The organism is Cyclobacterium sp. SYSU L10401 (genome assembly GCF_010993705.1).
Taxonomy (GTDB): Bacteria; Bacteroidota; Bacteroidia; order Cytophagales; family Cyclobacteriaceae; genus Cyclobacterium.
Genome location: NZ_WOFO01000008.1, coordinates 24,653 through 48,014, shown reverse-complemented (window position 1 = coordinate 48,014; position 23,362 = coordinate 24,653). Strand labels below are relative to the sequence as shown.

The following is a 23,362-nucleotide window of genomic DNA, read 5'->3' as shown; positions in this document are numbered from 1 at the left end:
TGAATCCAACACCTGGTATCCTGCCAAAAAGCATACCCAAAAATCAGCCCGCTTATGGGCTCACTAACCCAAGCCCCAACGGGGCGAAATACCGTTAACCTCGGGTAAGCCGACAAGGGAGGCGCAGCCCGGGGATAGGGGAAATGACCCATCCTGCATTGGCTATCCAGCTGCTCAACAGTGGAGTTGGCTTGCCGCCAATGCCACGCCACGTTTGTGACCACCCCCCGGGCCCCCTCCTAAAACAGGAGGGGGACACGTGTGCTTGTTGCTCCGAGTCTGGAAAACATTCCCAGGCTATATTTTTCTTTTTATTACCGTCGCCGAAACCTGATCTAATTCCATCATAAATCCCCCCTCTGAATTTAATGTTTGTATGGCCGGAAGGTATTCGGCAATTACTTTCATTAAAATAGCGTTAGATAAATTACCAAGTTTGATTCTTACCAGTTTTTTAGGCGTATTCCTGATCAAAAAACTATTTCTAAAATCGATATCTTTTGTAAGTACGATCATATCATTTTCATCTGCGTAGCTGCAAATGTCTTCATATTTGGTAAACCATTTATCCAAAATCTGGTTTACATGAATCGTTTCAAATGCCAATGATTTGAGATAATTTACTAGTTTGAAAGAAATATGAACATCACAGAGAAGCCTCATCAAACTACCTCTTTGGTATTTTGTCCTGAAAGAGAAAGTTTAGCATATTGCAAACAAGCTAAAATGTCATCTTTTTCCAATTCAGGGTGATCTGATATTATTTCCTCCGCAGTCATCCCGGAGCCAAGCATATCAAGAATCACTTCCACGGGCCACCGCATGTCACGCACGCATGGTTTACCATGACAGACTGCAGTATTTAAGGTAATTCTATGGAGCAAATTCATGGTTTCAAGGTTTAACCCGTTCAAATTTAAAAAAAATATTCGGTTTTGTTAATTGCCATCCCATAACCGTTGACCAGCAGCTCATGACATAGAGACGAAGAGGATAAGCGCATACTGAAATTTTTGGCCACGGAGGGCACAGAGAGCCGCGAAGGAGGACACAAAGGTTTGATTTGCGGATGTGGTGATGTGTTGATGGTTGCTTCCGGTGCCTGAGCGGAGTCGAAGGCACCCTTAACAATCACGGTTGAATTCACCACAAGCAAACCTGCCTCAAAGCAGGAGCATAAAGACCAGCCGGAACCGACCCATTTTAACCCTTAACTCCCCCCGAATCATATTTATTCAACAGGGGCGCTTAGCGGGGCCGGCCCTGGCTTTGGAGGAAGGAGGCTTTGTATTGGCGCAGGGTCCGGTCCAGACGGGGCATGCCCATGCGAAAACGCTGCCCGATGGGCCCGGCATTGGTATAGCTGTACTCCCACTGAAATGCCTCCGTGGTTCGCAGTTCCCAGTTCCTGCCCCGGGCTATTTTTCCGGGAAATAGTGGGAAAGTAAAATTAAACCCGGCAGCAATGCCAGCCCGGGTGGCCGCAGCAAAAAGCCCCAGGTCCACCCCTCCATATTGCCGGATCAAATCTCCCCGAACACCACGGTCCCGGAAAAGAAACTGCCCGGCAGTGACTTTAAAGGTCAGGTCCTGCGCATTCCAGCGAAACTGCACATCGGCAAGGGCCAGCATATCGTTCATGCCTTCGGTGTATACCTGCCAGGGAGGCAGTAAATAGAAACCCGTACGTGCCAATTCCAACCCCCAGCTCCAGGGCCGGTCCAGCTTGTCGTAGCGGTATTGCAGGTTGATGCCGTAGCGGTCATTGTAGAAGGTACCGGCAGTGATGCCCAGAAAGTGGGGCATGCGCTCGTTCCAGAAATAATGCAGGTGACTGGGGGCCAGACGCAGGTGCATGCCACGGTTGTCCAGGGCATTCTGTATGGGTATCAGCAGTCCGGTCTGCACACTGAGGCCGGGCAGCAAAAACACCCTCGTATCCAAAATCAGATGGGTCCGGCTCTCAAAAGGACGCTCTTTGTTGCCAAACCGCACGGCCAGATCCGGATGAATGCGGAAAGACCAGCGGTAGCCGGAAAAGGGACGGTTCACCTTTTTAAAATAGGCCTTTTCTCCGGCATCCAGCGGCCGGTAGCGCAAATCCTGCTGCCCGTAAACTCCCATAGGCCGGTTATACAGCAGGGGAACGTAGGCCAGGGAAGCCGTATCGCGCCATTGCCGGTCTGCCCAGCGCATACTGTGGTAAGGATTACGGAAATTGCGGTGTGCAAAAAAGACCAGGCTGCTGTCTCCCCTATCCCAAAGGTGTACCTGTTCGAATCCTGCCCTTTGCAGGGCCGCTTTCTTGTCCTGAGCCAGGGCCGTGCCGGCCAGCAGACAAGCTACCAATAGCAATACCCTACTTTTCATGGCTGCGCAATTCATAAGGTGAAAAATCCAGGGGAAAATGTAGGGAAACCGTCGCTCCCCAATCTTTGCCTTCAAAGGTATGCCCTTGCAGCAGTATCCAGGGCCGGGGCCGCAGAAAAATCCCTGCATTGACAGTCCTGCTGTCGTACTCCGCCTGCAAGCCCAGCAGTTCCTTCCAGGCCCAGGAAAAGCCCCCAAAGAAACCGTTCAGGTAGCGCATTCCATTTTCCTTTTTGGAAAGGAATCCGAGCTGAAAGCCATCGATACCATCACCAAAAGGGCTTTTCAAAATATAGGGGAGGCCGTATCCACCGCTCAGTGAAAGGATGCCATCTTTTCCCAGGGAGAATTTTTTTCCCAATACCAGGGCGTCATGATGCAAAAACTGATTGTAACTTCCCGGAGGACTGAGGATCAATACCGCTGAAAATCCGTAGGTAGCTTCTTTTAACAAGCGAAACCGGAAATCCATGTGCCGGTCCCCTATTCCAATTCTATCAGACAAGGCCGGTAAACGCGTAACGTTCAGGTATATTTCCATCCAATCCGTAATCCCGGCCCGAACCGAATACAAGTGCTCGTCATGGTAGCTGTTCATAAAGCCATTGATGGCATATGCCTGCGGAATGTAGGAAAAGCCAAGTCCCAGCTGCCGCTGCTTTGTCCAGTCTGTATTGGGTGTCATGATCAATCCGGGTTTTCCCAAGGCATTGACCTGCGCAGACAAACGGCCGGTTTCCGGACCAGCCATAAGCAACCAGCCAAACAACAGGTAAAAAAAGAGGCTTCGAAAGGGTGGGAAAAATAAAATCATTCAGGAGCTAATAACTGAAATTATATCGAAAATTAATACCGGCTTCCAAGCCTTTTAAGTCAAAACTGAGTAATTCACCACTACTTTCACCTGCTGTCGTCAGCTGCTGCCGGTAACGGCCGTAATGGTAGCGCAACTCCAGGGCGAGGCTAAAATCCCTTTTGAACAGGTATTCGGCTCCCAGTTTGCCATTCAGCCCGTAATCGTTTCCATTCAGGTCCCGGCTGAGGTTATCTTCCGGGTCCCCGCCTTCCAGGCTGCGCGTAAAGCGATTGCGAATAAAATAACGGCTGATCCCTAGTCCAACAAAGGCATTGAGGTATTTGGGGATCAGGTCACGAAAATTATAAACCAGTCCTCCATAAAGGGGCAATATGGTTTGTTCCACCTTTTCAGTCAGAAAGCGGTCTGCTCCCAGCTCCTGCCGCAGGCGAAAGGCGGTTTGCAGTGCCCCTACCCTGCCCTCCAGTGCCAGGCCATTGTACAAGTTCAATTCTCCGGAAAGGGTTGGAAACAGGGCCGTCTGGTAAAAGCTATCCGAAAGGTTTGCATTGCTGAGAAAAGCCCGCTCATCCGCTCCTGTATAGCTGCGGTGCCAGTAGGAAACCCCCAGCCCCAGATAGTTGATTTCTACCTGTGCACACAAAGGGCCGGTCACCCAAATGAGTGTGACCAGCCCCAGTATTCCTTTCTTCCACATGCTAAATAACGCTTAATTGCCTCCCCCCTGATCATGGCAGCGGTCAAAGGCTGCGTTCAGCAAACGGTCTGCCAGCTCTACCGCCTCCTCGTGAAAGGTAAGCACACGGGCAATGCGGCTTTCCCGTAATTCTTCAATTTTTTCAATTTCTCTGTTAAAAAAGGTTTCATTCCAGGCCACACAACTCAAGGCCCATTCCTTGATCTGAATGCGCATGTGGTAGGCATAAATCAGGGCATAGGCCCGCAATTCCTCCGCCAATTCCAGGTCTCCATCCAAACCGGCCCTGACGGCAGCCCTGAGTATTCTGGCTGACAATTCGTGGAGCAGGTTCCTTTCTTCCATATAGAGCTCATTTACCTGCTCGTTTCTACGCATCAGCCGCTCCTCGGCCTGTTCTGCCCTGCGCAGGTAATTGGCATTGATGCGGTCTACTGCTGAATTCAATTGATCATCCAAATCATAGACCCTGTCGTCATAAGCCTCCCGGGCATGCTGAAAACAGGGACCATAAATGTCTGACATGACCCGGGCATTGGATCCGGCCAGGATATCTTTTTTCAGGGCCGACTCCAAAGCCTCGATGTCTGGAAGGTCTCCTACTTCAGGGATTTCCGGAAGGGGAGCTTTCAGGCCATATTTTTCCATAAATGAAGCCATCAGGGCATCCAGGTCTTCGTCCAAAGATGCCTCCAGATCCAAGATGCCTGCCAGGTGCCCCGATTCTATTTGGGCATCCAGGTCCAGGCCCATTTCCTTTAATCCCAGCTTGAGTCTTTTTAACTCCTGCCTGGCGTTATCTGAAATGGCCTTGCCTTCTTCCTCATAAGCCATGACTTCTTCCAGCAAGTTGGAGACCAATGGAGGGGTAGACAATTCTTCATAGACAGGTTCGGTAAATTCCGGATCGGGGTCATCTACCTCCGGAAGGTCGGCAATATCGTCAAATTCATCCTCCACTTCCTGATAGGGAGGGACAAATTCCAGTTCTTTCGTCCCGCATCCCCAATAGATCAGGGGAGCAATCATCAATAGGACGGCCATATACTTGGCAAAAGGTCGTAGGCGGTTTTTCATCTCCGGGCTGTGTTTGAATAAATGATTTTTTCGGTTTGTTGGTCTTCACTCAGAAAAATTCACAGACCCTTCACCCAACTGCACAAAATTAATTCAGGAATTTTCCGAGGGTTTCGGATTGCTAAATATTATACTTTCCGGGGAAAATATAATCTTTATTTTTTAATTGGTAGTTTATTGTCAAAACTTATGACAATGTACAGTATATCCTTGGGAATTGCGAATGATTCGCTAAAAAAAATTGGTGTTTAACTTTTCCAAAGTTTAGAACTTTGGAAAAGTTTGGCGTTTAGGTGAATGGCACTTTTACGTATAAATCCCTCCCGACATTGATCGGAACAGGCCCTGCCCGCTTGGTAAGGGGATTTGGATTCGAAATGATTAAGGTTACGTTATTACCGGGTAGTTTCCTCAGTCGGTTGAAATGGTCCCAATTCAGGTGAAAGATGGCAAAGGACCGCCGACAAAATCCCCCCCTGACTCTGGTCAGGGCAGGCTGTGCCCCCTTAAAGAGAAAGGGGTAATTGCTGAAATGCCAGTTTAAAGCTGAATTGTTGTCATTGCAAAGGGCTGAGCCAATCAAGAACTATTTCCGTGCTTTTAAATCCTTTCGTATCCAAATATTTCATGTCTCAAAACTAAGGTTCAAAGGGGGAAAAAGGGGGGTTTTTTCGAGCATAAATTGAAACTGATTAACGGTAGACTTTTTTGCTTTTCAGGCCATTTCCGATCCAGGTTTCCCCGTCGGGCACGTCGGCCGTGACGACCGATCCGGCCCCGATTTTGCACCAGTTGCCGATTTTCACTCCCGGCAGCACGGTGCTGTTGGCGCCAATGAGTGTACCTTCCCCTACCACAATTCCCCCGCAAAGCGTGGCCTGAGGGGCAATGTGCACATAATCCCCTATGGTACAGTCATGGTCTACCGATGCCCCGGTATTGATGATGACCTGCTTGCCCAGCTCCGTATTTACCTTGACAATGGCTCCTTCCATGACCACCGTCCCATCGTCCAGGTTGGCCCGGCGACTGAATAAGGCCGACTCATGAATGATGGTGGCAAATTTTGCCCGGTATTGGTACCGCAAATGCAACATTTTGCGAATGCCATTTTCGCCTATGGCGATGAAAAGCTGGTGATCAAAAATAAAATCAGCAGGTACGCTTCCCAGCACAGGATAATCCAACACCTGAAATACTTTTGGATTATCATCAAAGACTCCGTGGATCTTCTCATACCCGTCAATCATGTCTATTACTACCCTTCCCTGATCGGAGGCTCCATAAATATACATAGCTTATTGCTTTAAAAAACAATAGCAAAGTAATGGATTGCAGGGAATTAAGCAATTTGTGCCAGGCAGCCGAAAACCGTGCTGAATGGACCAAAAACGTTTTTTCAGACATAAGCGGAAAATCGCTCAGCTCAACTCCTTTTTCCGCTACATATACGACAAAAACCGTCCTTTATAAAATTTCATTTTTTTAGCGTTTTTTTTATGGTTTCGATGATTCTTTCCAAATCCCTGGCCAGTAAATTGCTCCCACTGGGCAGGCAAAGTCCTTTTTCGAAGCATTCTTCTGCGCAATCGGAACCGAAAAAAGGAAAATCCCGGAACACTGGCTGCCGGTGCATGGGCTTCCAAAGGGGGCGGCTCTCCATGTTTTCCTTTTCCAACGCCAGGCGGACATGCTCCCGACCCAGACCTCCGTTTTGCTCCGGATCCAACAGCAGCGTGGTCAGCCAGCGGTTGCTGAAGGTTCCATCCGGCTCCGGTAGAAATCGCAGACCAGGAATACCTCCTAATTCCGATCGATACGTCTCAAAGTTTTCCCGGCGTTGGCGAACACGCAGGTCCAATACTTCCATTTGCCCTCGACCGATTCCGGCGGCAACATTGCTGAGCCGGTAATTGTAGCCAATTTCGGAATGCTGGTAATGGGGCGCCGGATCCCGGGCCTGGGTGGCCAGAAAGCGGGCTTTGGCAACGGCTTCCTTGTTTTGACTCACCAATGCCCCTCCTCCGCTGCTGGTAATGATCTTGTTGCCATTAAAGGAAAAGATACCAAAATCCCCGAAACTGCCACAGGATTTGCCATTCAGAGAAGCGCCGATGGCCTCGGCGGCATCTTCAATTACGGGAATCTCAAAGCTTTGAGCCAGTGCACAGAGCTTGTCCATCTTTGCGGGCATGCCGTAAAGGTGTACGGGAAGGATGGCCTTTGGTAAAGCGGGTTTACCTGCACAACAGCCTTTGTCCCGGCAGGCAAGGATGGCTTCTTCCAGGGCCTGCGGACACATGTTCCAGGTTTCGGGTTCGCTGTCCACAAAAACCGGAATGGCACCCAGGTAGCGGATAGGGTTGGCGGAAGCCGAAAAGGTAAAAGATTGGCAAATCACATAATCGCCTGGCCCCACACCGGCGAGTATTAGTGCCAGGTGGATGGCGGCGGTGCCGGAGCTGAGCGCCGCTGCATGTCCGCAGCCGGTATGTGCTTCTATGGCACGCTCAAAGGCATCCAGGTTGGGTCCCAGGGGTGCAATCCAGTTGGTATCAAAAGCTTCTTTGACGTACTTCTCCTCGGTTCCTCCCATATGGGGAGAGGAGAGCCATATTTTTTTGTTCATAACCTTTCTTTAGGGTGCTAAAATAGGAAAATAGGGTTACAAACGACAGAAAGCAACCGGAAAGGGCCGTGAAAATGTGAAAAGGACGGAAAGACTTAGAGACGAAGGGAGCCCGTACTGAGTTTTTTAGTCACAGAGGACACAGAGAGCCCCGGAGGACACGAAGATATGATTTGAGGATGTGGTGATGTGTTGATGGTTTCTTCCGGTGCCTGAGCGGAGTCGAAGGCACCCTTAACCAACAGGCCGGATTCCAACGCCAGAGAAACTGCCACCATGCCCGTCCCGAAACCACAGCCAGCCCCCGAACGGTCATCTGGCTGTAGTCAAAGGACATGGCAGGTTCACGGTGGATTGGGATAGTATACGCCAAGTCTTTCTGTACTTTTTTCCCCGATTCGCTGCGCTGCTCGGGACAGGCTTAGATAAAAAAGTACCAAAAAAGTCAAGGCACAAAAATCCTTCCCCCCGCAATCCTCCCGCACCCTCCTGAGAAAATTCAGGACAGGCCACTGACTTCCGTCAGGACAGGCCACTGACTTCCGTCAGGACAGGCTCTGTTTTGTGCCGGCCCACCCTCTTTTTTCATTCGTAATATGTGCTATCAATGCTATTAAATGCGGTCAAAGTTTGTACCCGCTCCCCTACAAATTGCCTATCTATTAACCCTTAACCTCTAGATGAAGACTGAGAAACGAAGATAATAAGTGTGTAATGAAATTCTTTGTCACAGAGGACACAAAGAAACCCGAAGGACTCGAAGGTTATTGGGGACTGAGAGACTTAGAGACGAAGGGACTAAGAGAAAGAGAGACGTAGGACGTACTGAAAATTTAGTCGCTAAGGGCACGGTGAGCCACGAAGGACACGAAGCTGTGATTACAAATTAATTAACCACCACGACTGTTCCCAAAACCAGCCATCCTGCCAAAATGCCCTTTTCAATTCTCCAGCCGAATTCCAGCCTTTTAACCCTTAACAACCACCCCTGGCTCCCATACCACATTTGCTGTCTATTTGCCCGTAACTACAACTCTGCCCAGACCGAGCCACGTTAACCACCCCGCTTGATCTCAAACCAGGGCCTATAAACAAAAAGGCCAGACTCGAAACGACCACCTGGCTTTAACTTTCAAAAAGACTTTTTATTTTCTTAATCAGTTCATTTTTAGCGGGCTCTTTGAGCTGAGAAATCTTTTTCTTCACCAACCTTTGCTCCATTACAAAAATTTTCTGAACCCTAACCTGACTCTCTTTTCTCAGCGAAACGGTTAGCATGCTTTCGCTAATATAAAAGCTAAAGTCATCCCTTCTCGTAGTTGAACTGATTTGGGCTAAAATGACATCCCGGGTATTATTTACCCTTTCCGCTGAAACAACTACAGCTGGCCTGTTTTTTGATTGTTGCCCATCTGTAAACGGGAAAGGAACAATAACGATATCACCTTGCCTAAAATCCATTTATTCCAAAAAACTATCCCAATGACTATCCTCTTCATTTTCCCAATCTTCGTTCAATGAGGATTCTGAAAGCCGCATGGCATGCCGGGTTACGGCATTTTCTCCTGCTTTTTCAACACCTTGTTTTTGACGGAGTTGTTCTTCATTTTTTTTCAACACAAAATCGGCAAAGTCAGCAATTTCCTGAATCCTATCTTCAGGCAGTTTTTCCAAAGTTTCAACTGTTCTATGAATCAAACCTTTCTTTGTCATCAATTCATCCTTTTGTGTTGTGTAATATACGGATTTTTCAGATTTAGTTTACAATGCCTGACTGTTTGATTGATGAGTGCCAATGTCCGATAATGACCACCCCCGGATGACTGAGGGATTTAGAGACAGAGGGACTCAGGGACTAAGAGACCGAGAGACGTAGCGCATACTGAAATTTTTAGTCACAGAGGACACGAAGAGCCCCCGAGGACACGAAGGTTATTGGGGACTGAGAGACTTAGAGACAAAGGGACTTAGAGACGTAGGACGTACTGAAAATTTAGTCACTAAGGGCACGGAGAGCCACGAAGGACACGAAGGTTTGATTTGATGGTAGGATTTGATTGGTTAATTGGTTAACTGATGGAAAATCGTTCGAGATTTCATTTTCGTACTTGATTTTGAAAGACTGAATCAGACCTAAAAAATCTGTGCTAATCTATGGCGAATTTTTCCAACAATTAACCAAATTAATACCTAAACATGCTTTTGGATTATTTCTAAAATTCCTTGTTCTTCAGACGCTAAAAATTCAATCAAAGCAGTTCTGTTTTTCTGTAAAAGTATGGAAACAGACCTGGTGGTTAAGTTACCTGTTTTTAACCAAATTATTTTCGGAGGAATGCCCCTAATCATATTTAAATCGATAAAATCAGCGTCAAATGTTACAATAGCGTAGCCATGCGCCTTTGCATAATCGAAAATAACGGAGTCCGATGCGTCCTCCAAACCGACATGTCGCACCTGATTTGAATCAGGAAAATCCGACTCAATTTGCCTGACAATTTTAGGGGAGATATTCTGATCAAATAAAAGCTTCAAGAAGCAATTTGTAATTTATGTTCCTTATCAGCCGCAAAAGCCAGACAAGCATTAATCATTTCTTCACTAATCTCTTCGAAATCTTCCATGATCTCTTGTTTGCTCATTCCGTTTGATAACCAATTTAACACATCATAAACGGAGATTCTTGTCCCTTTAAGGCAGGGTTTACCAAATCTTTTGTCAGATCTGATTTCTATGTATTCCTGATAATTCATACTCCAAATATACCTAAATCCGGCCTTTTTGTCTAAGAACAAATAAACAATTAAACATTTTTACCCTTAACTTTCAGATTGAGACTAAGAGAGGGGGAGACGAATGGAGTGCGTTACTGAATTTTTTAGTCACGAAGGACACAGAGAGCCTCGAAGGAGGCAAAGGGATAATTTGAGGATGTGGTGATCTAGTGATGGTTGCTTCCGGTGCCTGAGCGGAGTCGGGCTTCGACAGGCTCAGCCTAAAAAGGCATGATTTGCTAATTTGGAGCTTGATGGGAGTAGTTAACGCCAATTCCTTCTGTACTTTTTTCTTGATAAAAAAGTACCAAAAAAGTCAAGGCACAAAAATCCTTCCCCCCGCAATCCTCCCGCACCCTCCTGAGAAAATTCAGGACAGGCCACTGACTTCCGTCAGGACAGGCCACTGACTTCCGTCAGGACAGGCTCGGTTTTGTGCCGGCCTGCACGCTTTTTTCATTCGTATATGTGCTATCAAATCTATTAAATGCATTCAAAGTCCATACGCTTACCCCTACAAATTGCCTCTCTATTAACCCTTAACAAACAGGATTCTAGGACGAAGGGAGTGCGTTACTGAAGTTTTTAGTCACGGAGAACACAGAGAGGCTCGAAGGACGCAAAGGGATGATTTGAGGATATGTGGATGGTTGCTTCCTGTGCCTGAGCGGAGTCGAAGGCACCCTTAACTACCGGGGCTGAATCCACAAACAAGAAAACCTGCCTCAAAGCAGGGGCATAAAGCCAGCCGGAATCGAACCAATTTAACCCTTAACTACCTGGGCTGAATCCAACACCAGCCTACCTGCCAGCGAGCAGGTCCCGAACACCCATCCGGCCTAAATTCCTCCTACCATGCCATACCCCATCCCTACCCATTCGTGGAGCAGGGCTTGCCAGCGGCCTAAGGACTGTATACCCGGGACCCACCAGTTTTGGGTACCTGCAGGATGGTTCAGGACATGAAAGCCGCAGGGGGCGGGAAGGGGATGGAGGCCTTCGGCTTTAAAAAGCTGCACGGCCCGGGGCAGGTGCAGGGCGGCGCTGACCAGGATGAGATTTTTCTGCTCCGGAAACAGGGCCTTAAAATGCCTGGCTTCCTCCAGGGTATTAGTGGGCGTTTCCAGCAGGCGGATCTGTGTGGCCGGCACGCCCCATTCCTGCAGGGCTTCTGCATAGATGGCTGCCTGTGAGGGATAGCCTTCCCTCCCACTGCTTGAAACCACCAGGATAATCTCCGGGTGCCTTTTCCAGATGCGAAATGCTTCCAGCACTCTGGGTAAGGCCGAAAGCCCTACCCGGTGACTGGGGGCCACATCCGGATCAGGCGTGCCTCCCGAACCCAGGACCAGTAGCATTTCCGGTAAGGCAGCAGCCTCCAGGTCCAACACCGGATATTGCCGCTCCATGTAACCGGTAGCCCAATGGGAAAAGGGTGAAAAAAGTCCCAGTGCCAGTAAAGCACAAAGCAAAGCCCTGGCTTTGCTTTGTTTGAAACTTTTTACCGCCCCTCCCGCCAATACCAGGAATAGCCAAAAGGCCGGGTTAAGCAGGAAGTGGTTGAATAAGGATTTGAGAATAAAAATCAAGCGTTATTGATGGGGTGATAGGATGATTTGATTATTTGATGATGGTATTGAAGGGTTTAATTGTTTAACTGGTTAATTGGTTAACTGATGGGAAATCGTTCGGCTGTTTGTTTTAGTACGATGATGAGATGGTTTGATGATGTGATTAGTCATTAATGGTAAGCAGGGCGTTGGCGATGACATGTTCTCGGGTATGGGAAATACTGACGGTCAGGGATAGGTCTAGCTTTTCTGCCACGGGATGAAGTATCCTTGCTTCGGGAATTGCATGATGACCCTGGCTCAGGTCAACTTCCAGGTTTCTTAGGGAAATCAGGGGGGCAAACGCTTTGATAACGGCCTCCTTGGCACACCAGATTCCAGCCATCTTTTCGGGAGGTTTGGGTGCTTCTTCTATTTTCTTCAATTCGGCAGGAAGGTAAAACCAGTGAAGCAGGTGCTTTTTATGCATCCACAATCTTCTAAACCGTTTGATTTCTTCCAGATCTACCCCAATGTATTGGCTCATTTGTTAACGGCAATCACTTTTTCTTTATACCTGTAAAACACTACCTCCTGGTCTTTCACATTTTTGTCGAGGGTCATTCCAGCCATGATTTTATTTCCGGTCCCTACTTTTATTCCGGGGATAGTGGCCGCATTGATTCCAAAAAGGTTATCATTTCCCACTTCAGAAAATCCGGACAGACAGACATTGGGACTGAAAAAATTGAAAGCTCCTATACTGGAATCGTGGCCAATGCTGCAGCGGCTGTTTAGCACCGTGAAAGCGCCTATTTTGGTATTTGGCCCCAGGTTAACGTTGGGTGCAATGACCACCCCTTGCCCAATCTCGCTGCTTCTGGAAATGAATGCTTCGGGATGGATAAAAGAACTGAAAATTCCTCCTTTTTTTTGCAGGTCCTCGACGATTTTTCTCCGGAAACTAATTTGGGCAATGCCTATCAGGTATTCACTGCCCGGATCAACCTGGTGCTCTGCTATGGTTCCCAAATAGGGTGCAGAAAAGGAATAATGGGCATAACTGGATGCATCGTCGTCCAGAAAACCTTTAATTTTCCATTCGGTAGCCTTTTGGTTGGCATAGTGAAGGTAATCATCCAATTCCGCGGCATGGCCACCAGCGCCGACGATAATGATTTGCTTGATATTAGACATAAAAAGGGTAAGGTTTAGGAGCTCAGGTATCCGCCATCTACCACCATATTGGTTCCGGTGACCCACCTGGAAGCATCTGCCAGTAAATAGATTGCCGCATGAGCTACATCTTCTACTTCCCCGAGGCCCAGCGGGTGCATATCCTCCACCTGTTTCATGGCGGCAGGATCTTTTCTGTATTCGGACTTTCCGGAGAGGGGCGTGTTGACCACTGAAGGGGAAATGGCATTGAAGCGTATGTTTTTATCGGCATATTCCAGGGCAAGGCTTTTTACCAATGCCACCAAAGCTGCTTTGGTCATGGCATATAAGGATTTGCCTTTCTGCCCTACTTCGCTCATCACAGAAGAAATCATCACCATGCTCATGCCTTCCGGGGATTTGATTCCCACCTTGCTGATGATTTGAAGGATTTCTATGGCTGAAAACACATTTAACTGAAAGGTCTCCTGAATCTGCTCGGCTTTTATAATTTTAAACGGCACTGTAGGGGAAATGCCAGCGGCATGAACAAAGCCATGGATCGGGGCATTTTCTTTTGCGAAGGAAGTAAATTCGTCCGTCCAACCGTCAGTATCCTGGAAATCGAGACTTAAACCTGCATGATCCTTTCCGTTTTCGCAGCGAGCAAGTGTGTCGTTCAGTCGTTTCAAATCCCGTCCCAAAAGTAAAACTTTTGCCCCCTGCCGAGAACAGGCAATGGCAATCCCCTGACCAATTCCAGAAGAGGCTCCTGTAATGAGGATGGTTTTGCCTATTAAAGAAAAAGGATTATTGGAGTTTATCATTTATTCGGATTATTATAATGGAACGCAGATTGGGCGGATCAAGCTGATTAACACGGAAAAATTACCTAAAAAAAAATCAGCGGAAATCTGCTAAATCAGCGTCATCAGTGTTCAATTTTTTATGGAACGCGGATTGGGCGGATTAAACGGATCTACACGGACTACTTTCTTGAAAACAAAAGATCAGTGAGTATCATCGCTATCAACGTTATCTCTGTCTAATTTTTTATGGAACGCGGATTAGGCAGGTTTATCGGATCTACACGGATTTTTACTTAAAAACAATGGATCATCGGAATTTTGCCCGATAGGTTAGGTTTAAAAAACAACCCTTCCTAATTGTCAAAAAGCTCCTTTACTTTGGTTAATAGTTCTTTTTTTGCGGGCTTTTTGAGCTGGGAAATCACTTTTTTAATCAGCCTTTTTTCAATCACAAAAATCTTATGAACCCTGACCTGGCTATCTTTTCTCAACGAAACAGTCAGCATATTTTCATCAATAACAAAACTAAAATCATCACTTCTGGATGTCGAACTGATTTGAGCCAAAATAACATCCATGGTTTGATTTACTCTTCCTGATGAAATAATTACTGCAGGTCTGTTTTTTGATAGATACCCATTTGAATAAGGGAAGGGCACAATTACAATATCGCCTTGCCTTAAAACCATTTATTCCAAAAAACTATCCCAATGGGTATCATCTTCATTTTCCCAATCTTCCTTTAACGAAGATTCGGATAGCCGCATGGCATGCAGCGTCAACTCATTTTCATCCTCTTCTAGCCCTGTATGTTTGCCTAAGTAAATAAATTTTTGAAAGGAATATGAGAATGGAATTACGCTTTTAGCAACGTAATTTTTAAAATCTACTTTCGAATAAGCATTTAGAGTCAAATCCATTATTTCTTTCCCTTTTTATTTAAATCTTCAAATTCATTTATTTTATTATCCAATAAATCTCTCAGATTTTTACAAGTCTTTAGGTCCAAATAAATGCCAATTTCATGCTGCCTTACAATTCCATCTTTGGAATCAGATGTTAGTGATTTAAGTTCACCCAAATGCCCTTTATCAGATAATTCAAAAACCATTCCTTTCGGAATCGCATTTCTTTGAGAAAAAAAATTGAGATAAAAATATCCTGTTGGAGTAATTCCCAGACTAGCACCATCAGAGAATACTTCTCTGTATTGGTTTGCCTTTATGTTGTGAATGGTAATTTCTTTAGGTTTTTTCATCTCTCTGCGCAATAACGATCAAAATAAATCAAATATCATTAAACATCAAAATAGACTGGGATTGATGGAACGCAGATTGGGCGGATCAAGCTGATTAACACGTATAAATTACCTAAAAAAAAATCAGCGGAAATCTGCTAAATCAGCGTCATCAGTGTTCAATTTTTTATGGAACGCGGATTGGGCGGATTAAACTGATTAACACAGATAAAATTATTTAAAAAAAACATCAGCGATTATCCGCTAAATCCGTGTCATCAGCGTCCAATCTTTCCGGCGTTCTATCAATGGAACGCAGATTAAACGGATCCAACTGATTCACACGGATAAAATTATATTAGTAAAACATTAGCGAATATCTGCTCAATCCGTGTCATCTGTGTTCAATCCTATTTGTAAATATCTTTCTTTTAAATTGAGGTTTTTTGCCGAAATTGAGCAGTAACCCAACTTCGATTTCCGTAGCTTTTAAATAATTTATCAATTGGCATTCGTGTTCTTCTCTGAGACCTTCTGCTGCTTTTATCTCGACAATTACCTTGTCATCGACAATAAGGTCGGCGAAGTAATCTCCGACCTGAATGTTTTCATAGAAAACCTTTATCCTTCTTTGTCTTTCCACAGCATACCCCCCACTAGCTAACTCGTAATACATAGCATTTTCATATACCCTTTCCAAAAACCCGTGACCAAGAGTATTGTATACCTTGTAAAAAACCCTAATAATGGCCTCGGTAATATCCTGATGCAAAAGATTTTCCATAATACCAAAGTAAATGGAACGCAGATTAGGCGGATCAATCTGATTTTTACATATAAAATTATTCCTGAAAATAATCAGCGAGAATCAGCCAAACCCGTGTCATCAGCGTCCAATCTTTTTATGGAACGCAGATTAAGCGGATCAAACTGATTTCCACAGATAAAATATTTTTCAAAATTATCAGCTGAGATCAGCCAAATCCGTTTCATCAGCGTTCAATTTTTTATGGAACGCAGATTAGGCGGATCAAACTGATTTTCACAGATAATGATATTTCAAAAAAATCAGCGATTATCCGCTCCATCCGTGCCATCTGCGTTCTATCCTACTTCCACTAATTCGCTAATATGACATTCCCTAAAATCCATCACGGCCGTGGCCCAGGACATGCCTACGCCAAAGCCGCAAAGGAGAAGCTTTTTAGGGGCTCTCAGTTCTTCTTTTAACTGGGTAACTATGGTGAGCGGAATGGAAACGGAAGAAGTATTTCCAAAGTCACGGATGCAGCTGGGGACTTTTTCTTTCGGTAGTTTGAGCTTTTTACCCAGGTACCCATTCATAAAGGCATTGGCCTGGTGGAATACAAAGTAATCCACACTGTCTTTTTCTATTTCTGCTGCTTCCAACACCTTTCGGATATCCGAAGGAATTTCCTGGATCACGAAATTAAAAACATCCGGCCCATTCATGGTGCCGTGTTCGTCCGTAGATATATTCCCGTGATCGTCTACCACCTTTTCCTTTACCGTCTCGGCCGAACTGGGGAAGCGGTAACCACCGGCTTTGATTTTGATCAGGTCCTCCCGACTGCCATCTGAATTCAGGGAAAAAAAGGATTTACCAAAGCGGGCATCATTTCCAATCAGAGCAGCCACTCCCCCATCCCCAAATAAAAAAGCCACCCGGCGGTCCTTGGGATGATACACCCTGGACCGGGTTTCCCCGTCTAATAATAAAGCCTTTCTAACCTGGCCGCTTTGTACCAATGAAAACACAACTGATAGTGCATAAACGAAGGCCGAGCAACCCAAATTCAGATCAAAAGCCATGGTCTGTTTGGAAAGTCCCAGGCGGTTTTGAATTAATACGGCGGTGGCCGGCATGCGGTAATCCGGCGTTTGGGAAACGAATACCAGGAGGTCGATTTCTTCCTTGTCCACTTTCATGTCAGCAATCAGTTTTTCTGCTGCCGCCTGCACCAGGTCGGAAGCGCAGATGCCTTCCGGAGTAAAGCGCCTTTCTTCTATGCCCGTTTTATCCGCAATTTCCGCCACATCCTGAGGAGGGAAATAAGTGGTATAGTCACGGGTCACCACTCTTTGTTCCGGTACTGCCGCTGCCATTCCCAAAATGCCAACCTTATCAAACTGCAATAAAGCCATTAGGACTGGTTGGCTTTGATTTTATCGAGAAGCTCCTGAAGCGTATCCATGGCCTCTATTTCCTCTGAGGCAATGGTCACGTCAAACTGGTCGTCCAGCTCTGCGATCAGCGTCAGGCGTGATAAGGAATCCCATTCGTCGTATTCTTTAAACTGATCAGAAAGCTGTGGCTCCCGATCTTCCATCTCCAATGCCTCTTTGATCAAGGCCAAGAATTTCTTTTCCATAGTTGCTGTTTTTTTATTTAAGTTGTTAAGATATTAAAAACTTATGTTTCTTCTTAATTTGTAGGAGATAGTTGGCAGGTGGCAGTTCGCAGGTGGCAGTTGGGTGCGTTTGTTCTATTTCGTTACTGCCTGCTTTGTGAAAACATACATTAAGACCGGTAATTGTGGTAGTTGGCAGGTGGCAGTTTGCAGGTGGCAGACGAGGTACCGAATTTAGTTGGCAGGTGGCAGTTGGCAGGTGGCAGACGAGGTACCGAATTTAGTTGGCAGGTGGCAGTTGGCAGGCGAGGTTTCGATAGGGTTTCTGGGTTTGTTTTTACTAATCCGTGTCTGTAAACTGCCCTACTGCCAACTGCACCACTACCTACTGACGAATACTGCCAACTCTTTTTACTTACCACAAACCCGACAACAACAACCAACAAACCTCCCCATCCAAAAATCAGCTCACGATACCCCAGTGCCAACTGCCCAACTGCCTACTGGACCACTGCCTACTCAAAATCGTTTCCCCTAAACGGCTCCACCGTCGCCTGGCCTTCGGCAGAAATGCCTTCTCTTTTGAATACTTTGACAATGGTGAGCCAGAGGATTTTCATGTCCAGGGCAAGAGAAAGGTTTTCCACGTACCAGACATCATATTCAAACTTCTGTTTCCAGGAGATGGTATTGCGGCCATTTACCTGCGCCCATCCGGTGATGCCCGGCCTGACCTGATGCCGCTTTCTTTGCTTTTCACTGTAAAGGGGTAAATACTGCACCAGCAGCGGTCTGGGACCGATGAGGCTCATGTCTCCTTTTAAAACATTCCAGAGTTGGGGGAGTTCATCGAATGATGTACTTCTGACAATCTTCCCAATTTTGGTCAAACGCTGGGCATCAGGCAATAATTTACCCTGAGTATCCCGTTTGTCATTCATAGTTTTGAATTTGATCAGCTTGAAAACTTTTTCTCCTTTTCCCGGCCTTTCATGAACAAAGAAAACAGTACCATGGAACAAAAAAAGAAGGATAGCGATAATCAATAAAAAAGGCAAAACCATAATAAGCATAATGCCAGCCACAAAAAAATCAATAGTTTTTTTGATAAATTGGATGTACATTTAAAACTAACTATCTAAAAATTTACTATAAATCTTCCCCATATCTTGAATACAATTTGGCAATTCATATAATTGGGCTCTATTTTTTGCATTTATTGACATCAATTCTTGAAGTTTTTTGTCTTTATAGATTGTAATGATTTTATTAATAAAACCAAAACGATCACCCTGCGGAAATAAGAATCCTGTTTTCCCATCCTCAATTAAATCAATATGTCCTCTTATTTTTGTAGCAATAACAGGTTTTCCAGCATACATTTCTTCTACAATATTCATTGGTAATCCTTCTTGCTTACTAACTGAAACACCAACATCAGACATTACTATTAATTCCCCTATATCTTTTCTAAAACCAAGAAAATCAACATAATTAGAAACTCCAATCTTGTTCACATACTTCTCCATAGAAACCTTTAGTTTCCCTCTTCCGGCAAAAATAAACTTAAAATCATTAATCTCATTTTTAATCAAGGGTAAAATTTCTAAGATAAATTCATGGTCCTTCCTTTCGATAAATTCAGCTACATATATCAAAATAAAAGTATCTTTTTTATAGCCATTTTTTATTCTTATTATCTCTTTATCTTCTAATGATATTCCTTTGAATTTTTCTGGGTTTATTCCCATTCCGGGTATTTTAAAAATATCTTTTGCTTTGAATTTCTTTTCTTTGGCCAAATTAAAATCTTCATCATTAATGGTTATGATTGCATCTGTATTTTTCGAAAGGTACTTTTCTATTGAGTAATATATTAACCAATAAATTTTAGGCGCACCTTTATAAAAATGGAATCCATGCACGGTATAAAGAACTTTAAGATTTCCATTTTTTCTAAACTTAAAAGCAGCCAACCTAGCGACCACTGACCCCATGGCAGTATGGCAATGAATAAGTCCATAATTCTCTTTGGCAATAATTTTTTTAAGCTCCTTAATTGCCTTTAAATTATTTAAGGAGAAAGGGTTTCTGTGGATTAGTAAATTATACTGCTTATCCGCTTCGGAAATAATGGTTTCAGGATCATTGGCCGCTACATGAACCTCACATCCTAAGCCCTTCAAATATTGAATATAAGGTATATGAAAAGCCTTAAAATGTTTATGGATATTTGCTACGAATAATACCTTCATTTTAAAATTTCTTCAAGACGCAGCATGAGCTTATTCCTTTTCTGAATCAATTTTAAATGGTATTCAACAATTTTTTCAAGATAGTTTTGCCGATTTTCCTCGAGATTAAATACCATCTCATTTAATCTATTTGATGAAACTGAATCTATTCCTACCACAAATTCAGGAACACCAATATCTTTCATGATTCCATAACTTTTGTTGCCACCATAGGCGATAGATATCGCTGGCACTTTTTCATTAAGTGCAAAAATTACTGAGTGGAACCTAGTACCCACCAGCAAATCGTAATAAGAATATAGCTTTTGTATCTGCCTGCAATTCAGTCCGAAATCTTCTAGATAGACCACAGAGGCTTTAATTTGCTCATCAAGATTATTATATACATCCTTAAGTGCAAGCCTATCATCTTCGTGGGCGCTTGGCCCCAAGGTATGCGCTACAAGGCTAATGCAGTAACCACGGTTTATCTGAGTTTCTATAAAAAGCGTAATTTCATTAAGATAGTTCCTATAAAGTTGATCTGCATTGGTATAGCCGTCAAAACGATATGGCCTTAGGGTAATAGCAATGTTATTCTTTGTTCTATCAAACCCTTTAGACTCTAAGTAGGATAGCATATTCCTATCATCTGATTCAAGGAAAAATGCGAGATCAGGGATATTTGGTGCATCAACATTTAATTCATTTTTCAAAAATTCCTTAGAAACATCTTCCCGAGCTGATACAAAATTTGATTTTTTTAAAACACGTTTTACAAGCCACCTTGCAACCCTATTTTTTATAGGACCTATGGAATTAGGTAGAATTAATGTTTTAACCTTATATTTGTGTGCAAGCATTAAGTCAAAAAGAAAATAATACATCACGTAAGCATCGTGTATTTTTCCATAACTGTGTAAAAACCCCCCTCCTTTGACGACTAGTGCAGAAAGTTCTGGGAACAATTCTAGCGATTTCTTTTGTTCTTTTGTCAGGCTAGCCTTACCTATTGCGTTAAGTAAAGAAAATCGAGAAATAAGTAAGACCGTAAAAATTAAATCAAAAACCGCATTAAATCCCCATTTTAAAAATACAAGTTTACCATACTTGATTTGTTTTCTAGTATTATTACTCTTTACTCTGGGATGCTGTAAGATCCTAGCTGTAAAATTATATCCTAGGTTGGCGGTCTGTGCTTTTTGTAATTTTTTTTCCTCTTCACCCGCACCCGATTCGTATAAATAAATTTCTAAATCCGGAAAAATTTCTTCAAAAATACGTATGGATTCCCATACCAAAGCCTGATCACCGCGGTTCAAATCGGTATTACCAGGAACTACAAGTATTTTATTTCCCATCGATTGAATTTAAAAATGTATCATAGAATGCATGACGTTTCTGCTCAAGTTTGTAAAACTGGTAATCTTTGGCCCTAATAAAATTAACCTTGCACTGCTCTATCAATAGATTTTTATTATTGAAGGCCTTTAGCTTTTCAACCAAAGCCTTCACATTTTTTGAGGGGAATATTGCCTCTTCTTGAAGAAGCTCAGGTATTCCACCCGCATTAGATCCTATACAAGCACAACCCATACTCATAGCTTCGATCAAAGCTCTTGGCATACCTTCGGTCCGACTAGGTTGCACATAAACATCGATATCCCTAAGAAAATTAAAAACCTCTTTATGATCCAGTACTCCTATATAGTGAACATTATTCTGAAGCTCATAACGTTCAATAAGCATACTCAATTGTGAAAAATCGCCATTTCCTGCTATTTTGTAATCCAGTTCAAATCCTGATTTTTTTAACCTTTTTATCGCCTTAAGAACTATATCATGCCCTTTATAGGGGAGATCAACAACGGCCAAAGTGCCTAGTCTAAGTCTTGGCTTATCATCTCCATCAAATTTAGCGTAATGCTTCATCTTCTTCTCTATCTGATCTTCAGGAATGACATTAAGCATTACATCAGAAACTCCAATATTCTTGTAATCATTGGGATAGCGGTTTTGCAGAAATACCTCCGTAACATACATAACAAAAGGTGCTTTTCTTACTAAATTGGAAAGCTTTTTCTTCGAAACAGGAGCATACAATTTACCAAGCAAACTATGGTTAGTAAGGGAGTCCCAGGGACATGCAACAACTTCAATTAAATATGGTATATTCAATTTTTCTGCCAAGGCCACAGCTATTGAACCTATGGTACTCGGCAATCTAATTACCAAAATATCAAACTTCTGTATACTTTCCTGTATAATTAATTTAGACTTTCTGTAATTTTTCAAGAGGTGCGGTCTATTAAAGGGAGGTACTTCTATAATATGTAGACCTTTATCATTCAAGTTGAAAAGATTCTCTGTATCAGAACGCTCGAAAACACGCATCATAAAACAAACCTCTTCCCCCAGATATTGGTATCGCTCAAACATGCAGATATCAACCGAAGTACCGAATTGAATACCGCTTGCATCTTTCCACCTAGGTCCGTCATGAATAAAAAGCACTTTTTTAATCATTAATTAAGACTTTCTCAAATTGTCTAAAATTCGCTTCAATATTAAAAAGTTTAGATGCATAGTCTTGTAATATTTCTGTCCCATCATATTTTCCTATTTTTACTTCTTTTATTAGCTTCACAAATTTTTCTACATCATACGGATCACTTAACCAATGCCAACTCAAATTTGGAACGCACTCCTTAATCGATGCAATATTACTAGCTATAATTGGTAATCCTGCCAACATCGCTTCTATCAAAGCATTAGGCTGACCTTCAGTTATTGAAGGGAAGAAAAACATATCAAATGATTTTAGCACTCTAGGCACATCTCTGCGGTACCCTAATAGGGTAGTATGTGAAGCTATACCCAAGCCTTCTATTTGGCTTTGTAATTGATTGGTATTTCGTCCGCACAAAACCAAGTGAACATCACTTAACTCATCATTCAGCTTTTTGAATGTTTTTAGAATAAAGGTATGATTTTTGGCTGCATCTAATCTACCTATGTGCCCAATAACATATTTATCTTTTGGCAAGCCTAAATTTTCTCTTATGCTCTCTTTAGTTTCTTTTATATCATATTCCTTTGGATTGACCCCGTTGTATAAGACTTGAAATCGTTCGTCAAAATCTTTTCGATAGGGAAAAAAGAATGCTATGGCTGCTTTAGAATTTGAAAAAATATCGGTTGAATTTCGATAGACTAGGTGGTTCATTAAACGATTAACAATTATGTTTGGCAGCGTTGGCCTAAAATGATTCCTACCTTGACGATAAAAAGCAATACGTTTGAGTATTCCTGCTTTTTTGGCTAGCCAGACGACCCAACCCGAAAAATTTGCATTGAAATCGCATATGACGTCAAATTTTTCTTGTTTGTAAAATAAGTAATGTTGCCATAATTTTTGTGGGTTTATGTACCCTAAGGGTAAAAATACGAGTTTCACTCCTGTAGCGACATAGTCGTCATAAAGCTCTCCCTTTTCTTTAGATCTAATGATGATCGTAATGTTTGATACTTTTTCAAGGTAATTCAAGAATCGTAAGACATACATTTCGATACCACCGGAAGAAACAGAAGGAATTAAAAAACATATTTTAACTTTACGCATAAGAAATGCTTTTCAC

General features: G+C 43.6%; 28 protein-coding genes. All 28 read right to left on the bottom strand.

All coding sequences use genetic code 11. The features are described from left to right. The coding region (locus GL182_RS24155) for a hypothetical protein (RefSeq protein ID WP_205603681.1) at positions 1 to 212 on the bottom strand (212 nt) is incomplete at its 3' end. An 85-nt stretch (positions 213 to 297) separates the two neighbouring features. Continuing rightward, a complete protein-coding gene (locus tag GL182_RS17555; RefSeq protein WP_163381094.1) occupies positions 298 to 663 on the bottom strand; it encodes a DUF5615 family PIN-like protein in 366 nt (121 codons plus the stop codon). Continuing rightward, positions 663 to 890: a DUF433 domain-containing protein gene (locus GL182_RS17550; protein WP_163381093.1), complete on the bottom strand. Its 228-nt coding sequence runs from the start codon at positions 888 to 890 to the stop codon at positions 663 to 665. Before GL182_RS17550 ends, GL182_RS17555 begins: the two co-directional genes overlap by 1 nt. Before the next feature lie 358 nt (positions 891 to 1,248). Beyond that, complete coding sequence (locus GL182_RS17545; RefSeq protein WP_163381092.1) at positions 1,249 to 2,370, bottom strand: YjbH domain-containing protein; 1,122 nt, start codon at positions 2,368 to 2,370, stop codon at positions 1,249 to 1,251. Continuing rightward, positions 2,360 to 3,184 carry a YjbH domain-containing protein gene (locus GL182_RS17540; protein ID WP_163381091.1) on the bottom strand — a complete coding sequence of 275 codons (825 nt, stop codon included), beginning with the start codon at positions 3,182 to 3,184 and terminating at the stop codon, positions 2,360 to 2,362. Before GL182_RS17540 ends, GL182_RS17545 begins: the two co-directional genes overlap by 11 nt. Before the next feature lie 7 nt (positions 3,185 to 3,191). Then, positions 3,192 to 3,884, bottom strand: a complete 693-nt coding sequence (locus tag GL182_RS17535; protein WP_163381090.1) for a hypothetical protein — start codon at positions 3,882 to 3,884, stop codon at positions 3,192 to 3,194. A gap of 12 nt (positions 3,885 to 3,896) precedes the next feature. Next, positions 3,897 to 4,961 (bottom strand): hypothetical protein, encoded by a 1,065-nt coding sequence (locus GL182_RS17530; RefSeq protein WP_163381089.1) that lies wholly within the window; start codon positions 4,959 to 4,961, stop codon positions 3,897 to 3,899. A gap of 692 nt (positions 4,962 to 5,653) precedes the next feature. Continuing rightward, a complete protein-coding gene (locus GL182_RS17525) occupies positions 5,654 to 6,256 on the bottom strand; it encodes an acetyltransferase (RefSeq protein WP_163381088.1) in 603 nt (200 codons plus the stop codon). A gap of 182 nt (positions 6,257 to 6,438) precedes the next feature. Then, complete coding sequence (locus GL182_RS17520) at positions 6,439 to 7,590, bottom strand: DegT/DnrJ/EryC1/StrS family aminotransferase (RefSeq protein WP_163381087.1); 1,152 nt, start codon at positions 7,588 to 7,590, stop codon at positions 6,439 to 6,441. 1,125 nt (positions 7,591 to 8,715) lie between these two features. Continuing rightward, positions 8,716 to 9,051 (bottom strand): type II toxin-antitoxin system PemK/MazF family toxin, encoded by a 336-nt coding sequence (locus tag GL182_RS17515; RefSeq protein WP_163381086.1) that lies wholly within the window; start codon positions 9,049 to 9,051, stop codon positions 8,716 to 8,718. Further along, positions 9,052 to 9,303: a DUF2281 domain-containing protein gene (locus tag GL182_RS17510; RefSeq protein WP_163381085.1), complete on the bottom strand. Its 252-nt coding sequence runs from the start codon at positions 9,301 to 9,303 to the stop codon at positions 9,052 to 9,054. A gap of 477 nt (positions 9,304 to 9,780) precedes the next feature. Continuing rightward, on the bottom strand, positions 9,781 to 10,125 hold the full coding sequence (locus GL182_RS17505; RefSeq protein WP_163381084.1) for a DUF5615 family PIN-like protein: 345 nt from the start codon (positions 10,123 to 10,125) through the stop codon (positions 9,781 to 9,783). Next, a complete protein-coding gene (locus GL182_RS17500) occupies positions 10,122 to 10,343 on the bottom strand; it encodes a DUF433 domain-containing protein (RefSeq protein ID WP_163381083.1) in 222 nt (73 codons plus the stop codon). Before GL182_RS17500 ends, GL182_RS17505 begins: the two co-directional genes overlap by 4 nt. Positions 10,344 to 11,203: 860 nt before the next feature. After that, on the bottom strand, positions 11,204 to 11,953 hold the full coding sequence (locus tag GL182_RS17495) for a YdcF family protein (protein WP_163381082.1): 750 nt from the start codon (positions 11,951 to 11,953) through the stop codon (positions 11,204 to 11,206). Positions 11,954 to 12,098: 145 nt separating this feature from the next. Next, complete coding sequence (locus tag GL182_RS17490; protein ID WP_163381081.1) at positions 12,099 to 12,461, bottom strand: holo-ACP synthase; 363 nt, start codon at positions 12,459 to 12,461, stop codon at positions 12,099 to 12,101. Beyond that, complete coding sequence (locus GL182_RS17485; RefSeq protein WP_163381080.1) at positions 12,458 to 13,111, bottom strand: acetyltransferase; 654 nt, start codon at positions 13,109 to 13,111, stop codon at positions 12,458 to 12,460. The genes GL182_RS17490 and GL182_RS17485 overlap by 4 nt, the downstream gene beginning before the upstream one ends. Positions 13,112 to 13,125: 14 nt before the next feature. Next, positions 13,126 to 13,899 (bottom strand): SDR family NAD(P)-dependent oxidoreductase, encoded by a 774-nt coding sequence (locus GL182_RS17480; RefSeq protein ID WP_163381079.1) that lies wholly within the window; start codon positions 13,897 to 13,899, stop codon positions 13,126 to 13,128. A 335-nt stretch (positions 13,900 to 14,234) separates the two neighbouring features. Further along, a complete protein-coding gene (locus GL182_RS17475; RefSeq protein ID WP_163381078.1) occupies positions 14,235 to 14,570 on the bottom strand; it encodes a type II toxin-antitoxin system PemK/MazF family toxin in 336 nt (111 codons plus the stop codon). Further along, the gene (locus tag GL182_RS17470; protein WP_163381077.1) at positions 14,571 to 14,801 is read right to left on the bottom strand and encodes a hypothetical protein; all 231 of its coding nucleotides are present in this window, start codon (positions 14,799 to 14,801) and stop codon (positions 14,571 to 14,573) included. After that, a complete protein-coding gene (locus GL182_RS17465; RefSeq protein WP_163381076.1) occupies positions 14,801 to 15,139 on the bottom strand; it encodes a hypothetical protein in 339 nt (112 codons plus the stop codon). Before GL182_RS17465 ends, GL182_RS17470 begins: the two co-directional genes overlap by 1 nt. 373 nt (positions 15,140 to 15,512) lie before the next feature. After that, entirely contained in the window at positions 15,513 to 15,902 is a 390-nt protein-coding gene (locus GL182_RS17460; RefSeq protein ID WP_163381075.1) for a GxxExxY protein, read from the bottom strand. Positions 15,903 to 16,222: 320 nt separating this feature from the next. After that, positions 16,223 to 17,284 carry a 3-oxoacyl-ACP synthase III family protein gene (locus GL182_RS17455; protein ID WP_163381074.1) on the bottom strand — a complete coding sequence of 354 codons (1,062 nt, stop codon included), beginning with the start codon at positions 17,282 to 17,284 and terminating at the stop codon, positions 16,223 to 16,225. Beyond that, on the bottom strand, positions 17,284 to 17,511 hold the full coding sequence (locus GL182_RS17450; protein WP_163381073.1) for an acyl carrier protein: 228 nt from the start codon (positions 17,509 to 17,511) through the stop codon (positions 17,284 to 17,286). The genes GL182_RS17455 and GL182_RS17450 overlap by 1 nt, the downstream gene beginning before the upstream one ends. A gap of 494 nt (positions 17,512 to 18,005) precedes the next feature. Beyond that, positions 18,006 to 18,614, bottom strand: coding sequence for a sugar transferase (locus tag GL182_RS17445; protein ID WP_163381072.1), 609 nt, complete (start codon positions 18,612 to 18,614; stop codon positions 18,006 to 18,008). A gap of 6 nt (positions 18,615 to 18,620) precedes the next feature. Further along, the gene (locus tag GL182_RS17440) at positions 18,621 to 19,745 is read right to left on the bottom strand and encodes a glycosyltransferase family 4 protein (protein WP_163381071.1); all 1,125 of its coding nucleotides are present in this window, start codon (positions 19,743 to 19,745) and stop codon (positions 18,621 to 18,623) included. After that, on the bottom strand, positions 19,742 to 21,085 hold the full coding sequence (locus GL182_RS17435) for a polysaccharide pyruvyl transferase family protein (RefSeq protein ID WP_163381070.1): 1,344 nt from the start codon (positions 21,083 to 21,085) through the stop codon (positions 19,742 to 19,744). Before GL182_RS17435 ends, GL182_RS17440 begins: the two co-directional genes overlap by 4 nt. Next, entirely contained in the window at positions 21,075 to 22,250 is a 1,176-nt protein-coding gene (locus GL182_RS17430) for a glycosyltransferase family 4 protein (protein WP_163381069.1), read from the bottom strand. The genes GL182_RS17435 and GL182_RS17430 overlap by 11 nt, the downstream gene beginning before the upstream one ends. After that, positions 22,243 to 23,346, bottom strand: coding sequence for a glycosyltransferase (locus GL182_RS17425; RefSeq protein WP_163381068.1), 1,104 nt, complete (start codon positions 23,344 to 23,346; stop codon positions 22,243 to 22,245). The genes GL182_RS17430 and GL182_RS17425 overlap by 8 nt, the downstream gene beginning before the upstream one ends. Positions 23,347 to 23,362: the final 16 nt, after the last annotated feature.